Here is a 13,407-nt window from a genome sequence, read left to right as displayed (position 1 = left end):
ATTTGGTTTAAATTACTGCTCAATTTGTTTTTATAAATATATTGCGCATCGTGATCAGGTGCTGCTGACAATCAGATTAATCGTATGCAGTAAATCTGCCTTAATTTTATCCAACTCAATGCCCGAGCGTTTTTTACCCGCGACCACCCATACGCCTTCGAGCAAGCTAACAATGATTAATGCGCGTCGCTGTATTTCATCATTATTGAGTAAAGTATTCTGTGATTGGACGAAACAAGCTATTTTTTTTAAATATTCCTGATAAAACAAATCAATAGCATGATGAGCTTCTGTTGTTCGTTCAGACAGTGCCCAGATTTCCCACATTAACTGACAATTGTAAACATCATCAAGCTCTGAGCAAATGATATCTATCAGTACACTCATCGTTTCAGCATCACTTTTTAGCGCAAGATTTATTTTCCGCTCAACCAGTAGCAGCATATTTTCAACCAGCGCGCTAAAAAGTTTTTCCAGCGTAGGAAAATAATATTGCAGATTACTTAACCGTATTCCCATTTCATCTGCCACTATCCGCATACTGAAATTCACCCCACCCCGTGTCGCCAGCAACCGCGCGGCAGTAGTCAGTATTTGTTCTTTTTTTGGAGATAATTTAGCCATCATGATTTTTATAAATAGGTCAATTGACCAAAAATAAATTATTTAGTATATTATTTTAGGTCAATCAACCTAAAATAGAAAGTCTGCATGAACAATCAGCTGTCAGTATTATTAATCGGTGGCTATGGCGTAGTAGGCAAACAAGTAGCGGCACTGTTAAATCAATATTATCCAGATGTACATATTATTATTAGTGGGCGCAATATACATACTGCAACGGCATTTGCCAGTACCTTATCCAAAGCTTCTGCAATACAATTCAATATTAATGCACCACAGCTTCCAGACAATATCCGGCCCCAATTAATCGTAACCCTGGCCAATGATCCCGATAACCGCGTACTGCATTTTGCCATCAAAAATCAGATTGCCTATCTTGATATCACTCGCTGGACGGATAAATTAAAAACAGCGATTACCTATACCCATACATTCGACCAGTTGCATGCTCCCATAGTATTTTCTTCCACATGGATGGCTGGTGTAGCTGCCAGTCTGATACTCCGGCACACACTTAAATTCAAGCAGATAAACAGCATAGATATTAATATTCTCTATTCTATGCAAGATAACGCGGGAATCAATTCTGTAGATTATATGGATAGAATGCTGATTCCTTTTGAAGTCATCACCGAGGGACACACTCAAAGCTGTATGCCATTTTCAGACAGCAGGCTGGTCAGCTTTACAGATAAAAAACGTTTTCGGGTTTATCGCTTTGATACACCTGATCAGTTAACCTTGCCAATGTTGACCCAAGCCAGATCAGTATCCACACGAATTGGTTTTAACAGCAATATAACCAACCGCCTTTTCTATGTATTAATTCATAGCGGCTTCTGGCGTTTAATCTCAACGCAACGTTTTAAAACATTTCGCCAGAAACTGCTATACAATCCGGGTAAAGGTGATGAGCACCGTATTTTAATCAATATCACAGGTACAGATTCGACCAACCGGCCAATTCAATCCATCTTATCCATTACAGATCCTAAAGGTCAGTCTCATCTCACCGCTATTGGTGCATTTAATCAGATACATTCGATATTCACTCAGCAATTATCTAATCGGGTTTACTTCGGCGAAACACTGCCGGATATGAATATTGCAACTAATATACTTAAAAAAGAAGGCGTGAAAATCGATTTCGACTAATATTTATCTGAAGTTTATCGAAGTCTTCAGACAATAAATTCTGAAATATTTTAATTAAACAAAAGATTATGATTTATTAATCAGCACATGAAATGATTAATAAATCATTTCAACTAAGATTTTTTTAACAACTGATTCAGCAGATAGTACGAGCTTATCATAAGCTGATATACACCGGATTACCTACCCTTCTGACCAATTTTCTGCGCCCAAAAAGTATCACACAGTTTTTTCAATTTACTGATAACAGCATGATAGGTTTATTATTATTTTTCCTTTTCTTTAAAGAGTGCCAGCCAATAGACAGGCCAATGCGTTTGATTAAAAAGATTATTAACTAAATAAGCAATTACTACCAATATTACTGACCCGGATAGCACTGGAAACAACAAAAAAGTAAAATCATAATCTATTTTATCTGCTGTTAATAAAATAACTAATGGATTAGCACCGGCTGGTGGATGCACTGCCCGAAAATATTGCATAGCGATAATTGCTATGCCTACAGCCAAAGCAATAATAATGACATCATGACCGAATAGCTTTAAAAACAGTAACCCGCAAAAAGCTGAAATTAAATGTCCCAGAATAACATTTCTTGGCTGCGCAAGTGGTGACTGAGATACAGCAAACAAGATCACACAACTTGCTCCAAATGGCGCCATTATTAAAGTATAGCCGGTGACCTGACTAAACCAGATCAGAAAAAATATAGCCACGAAACCACCGGTCAGACTTTGCAATAATTCACTATTTGTTGGCTTTGGTGGCAGTTTCTCCTTGCCGAAAAAAAATGGTTTCATTATTCTTTATATCCTATAAGATTAGCTTGAGTGTTAGCAATTAGTGCCAGCACCAAAAGTGAACAAATCTGTTCATTTTTATAATAGTACAGATCTGTCCACTTATCAAACACTTTGGATAATAAATGAAAAAAACATACAGATTAATTGCTGATACAGCAGAACAACTCTTTTATCAAAAGGGTTTTGGCAATGTAGGAGTCGATGAAATAAGAGACCAGTCAGGTTGCTCTAAAACAACGCTATATAAACATTTTGGCAACAAAGACAATTTAATCTTTGAAGTTTTAAAACTAAGAGACTTGCGATTTAAACAAGAACTTACCGAAGCAATAGCTGATCTTGACCAGCAACAGTCCATTATTCAGATACTTAAATGGCATTTAGACTGGTATAATCAAGACAATTTTAATGGCTGCTTATTTGTCAGAGCAAGAGAAGAAATCCATAACGACAATGCAATAAAAGAGCTGGTTATGGAGCATAAAGAATTTATTCGAAATTTAATCCGCGATAAACTCCGGCAAAACCCACAAAATGAGGCAATAACCAATCAATTAATGGTTATATTAGAAGGTCTGAGTAATATCAGTCTTATTTATAAAGATAATAAATTACTTTACGATGAAATAATAAAAAATAGTTTTAATTGGGTATCAGAAATACTTCTTTAATTATTTATCAAGCCTGTTTTTTAAAAAAATTTTATTCCAATAGCTGATTAGAGTAAGAATAATTCCCCCTATAATAATAAAAAAACCTTCAAAAAAGCCATAAGGGCTGGGAATCTCATGAAGAACTTTTGCATATGTCGCGGGTAAATTTATATTTGGATTAGCCGGGTCAAAAATGATTTCTTCTGAAAAAAATTCAGCTGAGTTCAGGCCTCCTGCAGGAAAATAGCGCAGTCCGGTTTTGGTAAAACCAAAACCTTCACTAAAAACACGCAAATCATCATTAATATAGGTTTTATCTGCTATCCGGAAATAATAGCGAAAATGATAAATTGGTGTACTGATGGATTTAGCGGATATATTTTCCGAATGGTTATATATCATTCTCCCCTGTGTAGTACATTGATTTGGTGCACAATTTAATGATAAAAGATATTTAGCTTTATTTTGCAAAGGAAGATAATAGTGCTGGTGATTGCTTTTACTTTCAGCTAAACAGATTATCCCCAATACGATAATTAAAGGACCAATTACTCTGGAAAAAAACTTCTCCGCTTTTTTCATCTTTATTATCCATCTGTTAGATCAGATTTTCTTATTTAAGCTGCTTGACTCCCTATCATTTATTCAAGCCAAACAGCTTTAGCTTAATTTAATGTCTGGGTATTTTTCCCATCAGTAAAAACGGATTAGCTCCGCCACGCTGCCACCCCTCTTCATTCAACAGTATATCCAGAGCTAAAGAGGCCAAATCATCAGCAATCGGATCAGCATATTGTTGTTTGGCCAGGCGATAACGTTTACGGTAAGCATGGCAGCTGGGACAGCATTCCGCCTCTGCACCGGACAATACCCCTTCTTTCACCTGTTCAATCAGGTGTACGCCCAGATCACGGCTATTATCACAAAAACTACAGCGTGCCCGTACACTGTGCCAGCGACTATTGCATACACCACAACACAAATAGCGCAGCCCTTCAAGTTCACCCAGACCGACTATTACTGAACCCACAGCATCAGTACCACAGCAGGGGCAAAAACCCGGTTCAGACAAAGGTTTTACCGTTGTAGCCGCCAGATTTAACGCTGCATGAGTATAAACAATTTGCACCACTGCATTTACCCAGACCTGATAATCCTGCTGAGCTATTCCGAGCTGCTGATTAAATGCATGCTGGCATAACTGGTTGCGGCTTTCACTGTCGAGCTGCAATAACTCTTTCCATACTTGCTGAGCAGTTGGTGACAAATCTGCTTGCAATAAAGCATGTAAATCGGTAAATAGACGCTCTATCAGGCCTCTATTGGCACTTAGTAATGCCAGAGTAAGCGGAACTTCATCTTTATCAGTCTCAGGAATTACCCAGGCTTCCTGTGCATATTGCTCCAGTAAATTTTGCTGAGCATTATTGATAACAGCCAGTAGCTGTAAGTATGATTGCCAGTCACTATTATCTTCTGCAGCCAATTCATTCAGCCGCAATGCGCGCCGGCTGAAAATATCAACAGGAGGCTGCTGCCAGAACGGGATGTGAAAAAATTCCTGTGCTTGTATGGTTTCTGGTGTTACTTGTGTTTTCATGTATCAACGCGGTTATATAACGGTATTACTTGTTCAGGTAATGGTACCGTTATCATTATCAACAAATTAAATAACCAAGTTTAACCAAAAATAGGTATTCTGTCTGGATTTACTGTCTATGATTTTCTATATGCCATCAATAGAGAAAGATAATGTCTCTTATCAATTTGTTTTTCAAAATGTGATAAATCGGATAACAAAAAAGGTTCAGAAATTTCTGAACCTTTTTATTACTGAAAACTAATTATTTAATACCAAGTGATTTCTCATATTCCCGCGCTTTTTCATCATCAAAATCATGTTCCCAGCGCGAAATAACCAATGAAGCCAGAGCATTACCGATTACATTAACTACAGTACGTCCCATATCCAGAATACGGTCGATACCCAGAATAAAGCCCAGACCTTCTAACGGAATGGATGTTGTAGCCAGCGTGGCAGACAGTACCAGAAACGATACACCCGGTACACCGGCAATACCTTTAGAAGCCACCATCAGCGTAATCACAATCATTACCTGATCACTAACCGACAGAGAAATACCGTATAACTGCGCCAGAAAGATAACTGCAATACTCTGATACAGCGTAGAACCATCCAGATTAAATGAATATCCGGTAGGAATCACAAAGCTGGTAATAGATTTCGGCGCGCCATATGCTTCCATTTTCTCAATCATTTTTGGCAGCGCAGTTTCTGAGCTGGAGGTTGAGAAAGCCACTATCAGCTCATCTTTCAGAATTTTGATAATAGTGAAAATGTTAAAGCGGCAGAAATAGGCCACGCCACCCAGAATCACCAGAGTAAATACTATCATCGCCAGATAAACTATTAAAATCAGTTTCATCAGCGGAATCAGCGAACCGAAACCGAATTTACTGATGGTAACAGTCATCAGACCAAATACCCCGATAGGTGCGTAACGCATAATCATATTGGTGATTTTGAACATTACGTCTGAAATCACTTTCAGAAAATCTGAAAAGAACAGGCGCTGATTATCAGGTAGCTTAGTTAAGCCCAGACCAAAAAACACACAGAAAAAGATTACCGGCAGAATTTCACCGCTGCTAAGCGAATCAAATATATTATGCGGAATCATGTCCAGAATCATTATAACCAGACCATGAGGCTTCTCGGCCAGTGCTTCACTTTTTTGTACGTACTGACTGACATTGCTGTGGTGCAGATTGGAAATATCAATGCCGCTACCCGGGTGAAACAGATTACCGAAAAGTAAACCCACACCAATGGCGATAGTAGTGATAATTTCAAAATACAGAATGGTTTTACCGCCCAGTCGACCCAGACTTTTGGAGTTACCCAGTCCGGCAATACCCAATGTCAGCGTACTGAGAATGATGGGCAGCACAATCATTTTAATCAGGCGGATAAAAATATCCCCCATCGGTTGTAATACATTGATTACCCACGACTGATAGGTTTTGTAGTAGGGATGAGAAGGATCTGAAAAAGTATGCAGATATAATCCCAGTGCTACCCCCATAATCAGTGCGATTAAAATTTGCCAGGCCAAATTACGGCTATATCGTTTGATAATCGATAACATAGTCGTCCTTACTGTAAGTGGTAATATAGTTCTTATTCAATCTAAAAAGCGAAACAAAAACAATAGAGTATATTCTATTATTTTTTGTTTTAAACATGCGTTAAGGATGAAAAAATTGAGGATGGGTATAAATTACTTGGCGATTATGACGCGCAAAACCCACCAGCGTGATATTAGCCTTGTGAGCCAAATCAATGGCATAGGTGGTGGGCGCAGATACGGCCACGATACACCCGATACCGGTTATTGCTGATTTCATTACCATTTCAAAACTAGCGCGACTGGACAATACCACAAAACCATGCTTCCAATCCACTTTTGCATGTAATCCCCAGCCAATAAGCTTGTCTAAAGCATTGTGCCGGCCGATATCTTCACGGACGGTTACAATCTTACCTGCCTTGTCAGCCCACGCCACGCCGTGAACTGAACCAGTTTGCGCCCGCAGTTGCTGATGATGGTTAAAATCGGTCAAAGCACGCCCGATTATGCTAAATTCTACATGCCAATCGCGTAAAACCGGTTCTAATTCTGGCTGAACAGCAGCCAGACTGTCAATACCGCACAGTCCGCAACCAGTGCGTCCGCTCATCTGGCGACGGCGACTTTTCAAACGTGCAAATGCTGCGCTGGCCAGCTCAATCTCAGCCACAATTCCATGCAGATGTTCAGTAATTTCAATCGCATAAATTTGCTCTGCATTTTCAATGATGCCTTCACTCAGGCTGAAACCCAATGCCAGTTCGGCAATATTAGCGGGCGTAGCCATTAATACGACATGGGAGATACCGTTATAAACAAGTGCTACTGGGATTTCGGCACTGATATTATCACTGGTACTACTGCATTCTCCAGCCTGTGCCACCCAGACAGTGCGATTTTGGGCGGGGGTGTAATTCATGAGGTTTCTGTATTTATGAACCGGTAACAGCCGGAAAAGACTTGTACCGACATATTAACCGAATCACGCAAGAAGATAAAATTTTACTGTCTGTATGACAATACGCCATACAGACAGCACTACAGATGATGATTATTTAAATTATTCAGTTGTCTGTGAAGTGGAATTTTGCTGCGCTTTGGCTTCTTTTTTTGCCATCATTTCGCGGTACCAGCGTGGATGGTGCTTTTTCGCCCATTCCTGACTAACCACTCCTTCCACCATCGCCGGAATTGTGCCTTTAATCCACAATGCGGCATATACATGAATAATAATACCGACAATCAGCAGGATAGCAGAGGCAGAATGCACTAGCAAAGCGATACGTACCACCCAAATTGGAAAATATCCGGAAAAAAACTGCCGCCAGGCAATCAGCCCGCTGATAAGCAGCAGTGCCATACTGATGGACATCAGCCAGAACATACATTTTTGTCCAGCATTATATTTGCCAGTATCACCAATTTCTCTTCCCAGCAGAATATGCTTAATTCCCAGTAACCATTTAATATCATCCCGCTCAAAAAAATTATATTTTACATAGCGGAAAAACTGGATAAAAAAGCCCAGAAACATCACCACTCCGATGAACGGATGCAGGATGCGTGCCAATTGCGGAGAACCGAAAACTTCAGTGAGCCAGAAAAAAGACGGATAGAAAAAACCCAGACCGGAAACAGCCAGCAGCACAAAGCAGCCGGCTACTACCCAGTGATTAAACCGCTCGGATTTTTTATATCGCTGAATTAATAATCTTTTCATTATGCGTCCCCTTTATCTTTGAGGATTTCGCCTTCACGATTCAGAACCTGTTCTTTATCATCGTCAGGGCGATTCGGACCAATGGTAATGTAGTGCAGCCAGCCGGCAAAAGCAGCGGTAGCAATACCGAATGCTGCTATCGGTTTGAGCATACTCTTCCATAATTTAACGGTGGTACTGATACGCGGATTGTCCGGCAGACCATGGTACAGGCTGGGTTTATCCGCATGATGCAGTACATACATAACATGGGTACCACCCACACCCTGCGGGTCGTAGAGCCCTGCCTGCTCGAAACCGCGCTGTTTTAAGTCTTTTATACGCTCCCCGGCCAAAGACTTCATGTCTTCCTTGCTGCCGAAATGAATAGCACCGGTAGGGCAAGTTTTCACACAGGCCGGTTCCTGCCCGACGGCAACACGATCGGAACACAGAGTACACTTGTAAGCGCGGTTATCTTTTTTCGAAATACGCGGAATATTAAACGGGCAGCCGGAAATACAGTAACCGCAACCAATACAGTTTTCCTGATGGAAATCGACGATACCATTTTCATACTGAATGATTGCACCCGGTGACGGACAGGCTTTCAGACAGCCCGGGTCGGAACAGTGCATACAGCCGTCTTTACGAATCAGCCACTCCAGCTTGCCGTATTGCTCGGTTTCAGAAAACCGCATTACCGTCCAGCTATCGGCACTCAGGTCAATCGGGTTATCGTATACACCATGATTGGTGCCAACTTCATCGCGAATGTCGTTCCATTCCGAACATGCTGCCTGACAGGCTTTGCAGCCTATACATGTCGAAACATCAATCAGTTTGGCAATTTCAATGGGTTTTCTTGCCTGTGGTAGCGGCGTGAGCTGATTTGTAGCCGAACGACGTTTTATATCCAAAGATTGTAAAGCCATGACTTATTCCCCTCACGCTTTTTCGATATTGCATAAAAAGGTTTTGTATTCTGGTGTCTGTGTATTGCAGTCACCAACAAATGGTGTGAGTGTGTTAATGAGAAACTGTTTTTTCTCACCAACATTCACCCAGCCACCATGCAGGGGAATACCTATCTGATGGACGGTCTGCCCATTAATTTCCAACGGACGCAGGCGTTTGGTTACCACGGCTTTGGCCTCTACCCAGCCGCGCTTAGTACTGATTTTAACTGTATCGCCTTTAGCAATATTCTTTTGTGCTGCCAGCTCTTCGCTGATTTCAACAAACTGTTCGGGCTGAGCAATCATCAGCAATTTCACGGATTTCGTCCAGAACTGAAAATGCTCTGTCAGACGATATGTAGTGCCGACACAAGGAAACTCATCTTTATTGCCGATACGACCTTTAACGCTGTCAAATAAGCGCACTGCGGGTGTATTCAGTACTTTAGGATAAAGCAGGTTTTTGCCAACCGGTGATTCAGTAGGCTCATAGAATGTTGGAAACGGGCCATCTACCAGTTTTTTGGTACAGAACAGACGACCAACACCCTCCTCATTCATGATAAACGGATTCATATTAGTGTCAGGTGCCTGATCTGCCTTGTAGTCAGCCACATCCGCCCCAATCCATTTGCTGCCGTCCCAGTGAATTAATATTCTGTCAGGATCCCAGGCTTTGCCGGACGGATCGCAGGAAGCGCGGTTATACAGAATACGGCGGTTTGCCGGCCAGGCCCACGCCCAGCCCGGGGTATTACCCAGTCCGGCATTGCTGTTATCACGCCGTGCCATCTGGTTGCCGTTTTTAGTCCAGGAACCGGCAAAAATCCAGCAGGCGCAGGCTGTTGTGCCGTCATCGCGTAACTGAGCAAAGCTATCCAGTTGCCCGCCTTTAGGCACGATAATATTACCCTGCTCGTCTTTAATATCTGTGAGTGCCCAGCCATTGGATTCCTGTGCCATTTCTTCCGGTGCCGGTGAATGCGGTACCTTATACGGCCAGCTCAGGTTCAGAATCGGTTCAGGTACTTTACCGCCCTCTTTCTCATACAGAGCTTTAATACGTAAATGCAAATCAGCCAGAATCTCAAGATCGGCTCTGGCTTCTTCCGGAGCTTCGGCTCCGGCATAATGCCATTGCAGCCAGCGTGAAGAATTGACAATCGAACCATTTTCTTCTGCAAAACAAGGGACAGGCAGACGGAACACTGTCGTCATGATAGAGCGGGAATCTACGTCATGCGCATCACCATGATTTTCCCAGAAGGTAGCCGTTTCGGTATTAAGCGGATCCATTACTACCATCCACTTGAGGCGGGAAAATGCTTCGATGATATGGTTGGAATCTGGAAAGGAACCCATGGCATTGAAACCTTGTACCAGTAATCCGTGCATCTGACCCTGATACATCATTTCGGTCATTTGCAGCACATCATACATTTTGTCCCACTTCGGCAGCCAGTCATAGCCCCAGTCATTTTCTTTGGTAGCCTTATCACCAAAGAACCATTTGAGCAGGCTTACCATAAATTTGGGCGTATTGCTCCAGTAATTAAGCTGTCCCGGACGCATGGCTGCTGGTGTCTGAACTTTCAGATAATCAGCAAAAGTCGGATTTTTCTTTTCGTTAGGCAGGCTCAGATAGCCCGGAAGACTGGTAGACAGCAAACCAAGATCAGACAAGCCCTGAATATTGGAATGGCCGCGTAAAGCATTCACACCCCCACCGGGCATACCGATATTACCCAGAATCAGCTGAATCATGGCCATGGTACGGATATTCTGCGAACCATAAGTATGCTGAGTCCAGCCCAGTGCATACAGAATTGTACCGGCTTTGTTTTTTGCCGAGGTTGCCCCCAGAGCTTCACACACCAGCAGAAAATCTTTAATCGGGGTACCGGTAATTTTGTGCATCATTTCCAGTGTGTACTGGGCATAATGTTTTTTCATTATCTGCCAGACGCAACGCGGATTTTCCAGAGTCGGATCTGCTTTAGCATAACCGTTTTCATCCAGCTCGTATGTCCAGCTGGCATTATTATAGACAGCCCCGCCTTTGGCTCCTTTCGGAGCCGCTTCCGGTGCCGTGCTGCCGTCTTCAGTCGTGTAATCGGCATGTCCGGAAAACAGACCTTCATGAAAACCATAACCATCAGCTACGATAAAAGCAGCATTGGTATAGTTTTTAACATAATCCCATTGTACTTTATCATTTTTAATCAGCCAGTTGATTACCGCTCCGAGGAAAGCTATGTCGGTACCGGAACGAATCGGCAAGTAATGATCGGCTACAGAGGCAGTACGGTTAAAACGCGGGTCGCAAACAATCAGTTTGGTGCCTTTTTGTTTTTTGGCTTCGATAACCCATTTAAACCCTACCGGATGTGCTTCAGCGGCATTACCACCCATAACCAGAATGAAATCGGCGTTCTGAATATCGGTCCAGGTATTGGTCATGGCTCCACGACCAAACGTAGCAGCAAGTGCAGATACCGTCGGACCATGACAAACCCTGGCCTGTGAATCTGTCCCGACCAGCCCGAGCGAACGCATGAATTTCTGGGTCAGGATACCGGTTTCATTGGAGCTGGCAGAAGCACACAGCATACCCACACTTTCCAGCCGGTTAACCGTAACACCATCAGCATTTTTTTCAATAATATTGGCATCACGTTCTTCTTTAATCAGGCAGGCAATACGATCCAGTGCCTCATCCCAGCTGATGTCTTTCCACTCTGTGCTTCCGGCTTCACGAACCTGCGGATGCAATACACGGTTCGGGCTGTTAACAAAGTCAATCAGTGAGGCGCCTTTAGGACATAAGCTGCCGCGACTGACCGGATGATCGGGATCACCTTCTATGTGAAAAATTTTCTTTTTGGCGTTTTTGGCACCGTCACCCAGACTATACAACAACGTACCACAACCAACTGAGCAATATGTGCAGTTATTACGTGTTTCTGTAGCCCTCAACAGCTTGTACTGGCGGACTTCAGCAAAGGCTGTGGCAGGAGCCATGCCCATCACTGCCAGTCCTGTCGCGCCGGCACCTGCTGCGGTAACCTTGAAAAACTGGCGTCTTGTCAGGTTCATGTGTGTATGTTCCTAATAAAATTTTTATTATTTATTTGCAGGAAATCCATCCCCGCACTGCTTACTAATTATGCTAGAAAATTAATTTATACTAACATTTAATCCTATTATAATACCTTATTTAAACTATTATAAAATTTTATCAGTATTTTCTACTTTAAATAAATAATTACAATTTCATTTAAATTCCGAATTTAATTAGTATAAAGGTTAAAATACAAGTTATTACATTAGCAATAAATAGAAATAATTTATTCAATAAATTATTTCTATTAATCATGAATATTTTGCATACAAATTGATTTATAAATTATTTATTTGCTATGACATATATGTTGTATCGAACATCTCTATGACTATCTATCGCTATATACATAGGTATATTTCGCAATAATTTTCCTTTATAATCGGCATTGCCCGACCCTGCGCCAGATAATAATTTATTTCAAATAAGGATAAAATATGCGCTTTAACCACATTCGTCTGACTACTATTGTTACTGCAATCAGCCTGAGTGTAATGAGCACTGCTTCACTTGCCGCCAATATCACAGTTTCAGCGGCTGCCAGTCTGACCAATGCATTTAATGACATTGCCAAAGCATATCAGCAGCAATATCCTCAGGATAAAGTACTGCTTAATTTCGGAGCTTCAGGCTCTCTGCTTCAGCAGATGCAAAACGGTGCACCTGTAGATGTATTTGCTTCTGCTGATCAGCAAACTATGGATCAGGCTCAGACTAAGAATCTTGTGCGGGCACAGGACAGAATTAATTTTGTAAATAACAGTCTGGTACTGATTATTCCGAAAAAAAGCAGTCTGAATGTACGCGGACTGAAAGATCTGCAGCAACCAGGTATTAAACATATTGCACTGGGCAACCCTGCTTTTACACCGGCCGGACGTTATGCTCAGGCAGCAATGGAGCAGGCAAAAGTATGGAGTACGGTAAAGCCTAAAATTGTGAATGTGAATAATGTCCGTCAGGCTCTGGATTACGTCGCTAATCAGTCAGCAGAAGCCGGTTTCGTATTTGGCACAGATGCGGCCATTATGCCGGATAAAGTTAGTGTAGCTGCAACTATCCCGACCAGTAAGCCAATCAGCTATCCGATTGCTAAGACGGTAGCCAGTAAAGAACCAGTGGCTACCAGCCGCTTTATTAATTTTATCCAGTCGCCAAAAGGTCAGAAGATTCTTAAGCGTTACGGTTTTCAAAGCGCACGCTGAGTATTTTTCCACCGGCAGTTATCCTTCCGCGAA

12 protein-coding genes are annotated in these 13,407 nt (G+C 42.0%); 3 read left to right on the top strand and 9 right to left on the bottom strand.

From position 1 onward, the window contains the following. Nucleotides 1-54 precede the first annotated feature (54 nt). Nucleotides 55-627, bottom strand: coding sequence for a TetR/AcrR family transcriptional regulator (locus tag GYX91_RS02965; protein ID WP_174829909.1), 573 nt, complete (start codon nt 625-627; stop codon nt 55-57). A gap of 84 nt (nt 628-711) precedes the next feature. Here GYX91_RS02965 and GYX91_RS02960 point away from each other — a divergent pair, with 84 nt between their 5' ends. Further along, nucleotides 712-1,779 (top strand): saccharopine dehydrogenase, encoded by a 1,068-nt coding sequence (locus GYX91_RS02960; RefSeq protein WP_174829908.1) that lies wholly within the window; start codon nt 712-714, stop codon nt 1,777-1,779. 266 nt (nt 1,780-2,045) lie between these two features. On the opposite strand, the gene GYX91_RS02955 is transcribed toward GYX91_RS02960, so the two are convergent. Continuing rightward, entirely contained in the window at nt 2,046-2,582 is a 537-nt protein-coding gene (locus GYX91_RS02955; protein ID WP_078475086.1) for an HPP family protein, read from the bottom strand. A 125-nt stretch (nt 2,583-2,707) separates the two neighbouring features. Between GYX91_RS02955 and GYX91_RS02950 the strand changes: the two genes are divergently transcribed. Beyond that, complete coding sequence (locus GYX91_RS02950; protein ID WP_078475087.1) at nt 2,708-3,256, top strand: TetR/AcrR family transcriptional regulator; 549 nt, start codon at nt 2,708-2,710, stop codon at nt 3,254-3,256. Here the strand turns inward: GYX91_RS02950 and GYX91_RS02945 are convergent, their stop codons facing one another. The 7 genes from GYX91_RS02945 to fdnG all read right to left on the bottom strand — a co-directional run bounded on the left by GYX91_RS02945 (nt 3,257) and on the right by fdnG (nt 12,144). Beyond that, on the bottom strand, nt 3,257-3,820 hold the full coding sequence (locus GYX91_RS02945; protein WP_084551824.1) for a hypothetical protein: 564 nt from the start codon (nt 3,818-3,820) through the stop codon (nt 3,257-3,259). Nucleotides 3,821-3,908: 88 nt separating this feature from the next. Further along, on the bottom strand, nt 3,909-4,838 hold the full coding sequence (locus tag GYX91_RS02940; protein ID WP_174829907.1) for a formate dehydrogenase accessory protein FdhE: 930 nt from the start codon (nt 4,836-4,838) through the stop codon (nt 3,909-3,911). Nucleotides 4,839-5,082: 244 nt separating this feature from the next. Next, nucleotides 5,083-6,408 carry a cation:dicarboxylate symporter family transporter gene (locus tag GYX91_RS02935; protein ID WP_037393559.1) on the bottom strand — a complete coding sequence of 442 codons (1,326 nt, stop codon included), beginning with the start codon at nt 6,406-6,408 and terminating at the stop codon, nt 5,083-5,085. A 100-nt stretch (nt 6,409-6,508) separates the two neighbouring features. Then, nucleotides 6,509-7,309: a formate dehydrogenase accessory sulfurtransferase FdhD gene (fdhD, locus tag GYX91_RS02930; protein WP_174829906.1), complete on the bottom strand. Its 801-nt coding sequence runs from the start codon at nt 7,307-7,309 to the stop codon at nt 6,509-6,511. Nucleotides 7,310-7,450: 141 nt separating this feature from the next. Next, complete coding sequence (locus GYX91_RS02925; protein ID WP_025330240.1) at nt 7,451-8,110, bottom strand: formate dehydrogenase subunit gamma; 660 nt, start codon at nt 8,108-8,110, stop codon at nt 7,451-7,453. Further along, nucleotides 8,110-9,024: a formate dehydrogenase subunit beta gene (gene fdxH / locus GYX91_RS02920; protein ID WP_025330239.1), complete on the bottom strand. Its 915-nt coding sequence runs from the start codon at nt 9,022-9,024 to the stop codon at nt 8,110-8,112. The genes GYX91_RS02925 and fdxH overlap by 1 nt, the downstream gene beginning before the upstream one ends. A 12-nt stretch (nt 9,025-9,036) precedes the next feature. After that, nucleotides 9,037-12,144 carry a formate dehydrogenase-N subunit alpha gene (gene fdnG, locus GYX91_RS02915; RefSeq protein WP_174829905.1) on the bottom strand — a complete coding sequence of 1,036 codons (3,108 nt, stop codon included), beginning with the start codon at nt 12,142-12,144 and terminating at the stop codon, nt 9,037-9,039. A 462-nt stretch (nt 12,145-12,606) separates the two neighbouring features. Between fdnG and modA the strand changes: the two genes are divergently transcribed. Continuing rightward, nucleotides 12,607-13,374, top strand: coding sequence for a molybdate ABC transporter substrate-binding protein (gene modA, locus GYX91_RS02910; RefSeq protein ID WP_084551828.1), 768 nt, complete (start codon nt 12,607-12,609; stop codon nt 13,372-13,374). The last annotated feature ends 33 nt before the right edge of the window (nt 13,375-13,407 follow it).

The sequence above is a fragment of the Snodgrassella sp. ESL0304 genome (genome assembly GCF_013344995.1).
Classification (GTDB): Bacteria; Pseudomonadota; Gammaproteobacteria; order Burkholderiales; family Neisseriaceae; genus Snodgrassella; species Snodgrassella alvi.
Note: the sequence above shows the minus strand (reverse complement) of the source record. Positions and strands in the feature narration are given on the sequence as shown.

Excerpts from the sequence above, each read along its gene's own strand:
- GYX91_RS02965 (WP_174829909.1), bottom strand. The coding sequence starts at position 627 with ATGATGGCTAAATTATCTCCAAAAAAAGAACAAATACTGACTACTGCC.
- GYX91_RS02960 (WP_174829908.1), top strand. The coding sequence starts at position 712 with ATGAACAATCAGCTGTCAGTATTATTAATCGGTGGCTATGGCGTAGTA.
- GYX91_RS02955 (WP_078475086.1), bottom strand. The coding sequence starts at position 2,582 with ATGAAACCATTTTTTTTCGGCAAGGAGAAACTGCCACCAAAGCCAACA.
- GYX91_RS02950 (WP_078475087.1), top strand. The coding sequence starts at position 2,708 with ATGAAAAAAACATACAGATTAATTGCTGATACAGCAGAACAACTCTTT.
- GYX91_RS02945 (WP_084551824.1), bottom strand. The coding sequence starts at position 3,820 with ATGAAAAAAGCGGAGAAGTTTTTTTCCAGAGTAATTGGTCCTTTAATT.
- GYX91_RS02940 (WP_174829907.1), bottom strand. The coding sequence starts at position 4,838 with ATGAAAACACAAGTAACACCAGAAACCATACAAGCACAGGAATTTTTT.
- GYX91_RS02935 (WP_037393559.1), bottom strand. The coding sequence starts at position 6,408 with ATGTTATCGATTATCAAACGATATAGCCGTAATTTGGCCTGGCAAATT.
- fdhD (WP_174829906.1), bottom strand. The coding sequence starts at position 7,309 with ATGAATTACACCCCCGCCCAAAATCGCACTGTCTGGGTGGCACAGGCT.
- GYX91_RS02925 (WP_025330240.1), bottom strand. The coding sequence starts at position 8,110 with ATGAAAAGATTATTAATTCAGCGATATAAAAAATCCGAGCGGTTTAAT.
- fdxH (WP_025330239.1), bottom strand. The coding sequence starts at position 9,024 with ATGGCTTTACAATCTTTGGATATAAAACGTCGTTCGGCTACAAATCAG.
- fdnG (WP_174829905.1), bottom strand. The coding sequence starts at position 12,144 with ATGAACCTGACAAGACGCCAGTTTTTCAAGGTTACCGCAGCAGGTGCC.
- modA (WP_084551828.1), top strand. The coding sequence starts at position 12,607 with ATGCGCTTTAACCACATTCGTCTGACTACTATTGTTACTGCAATCAGC.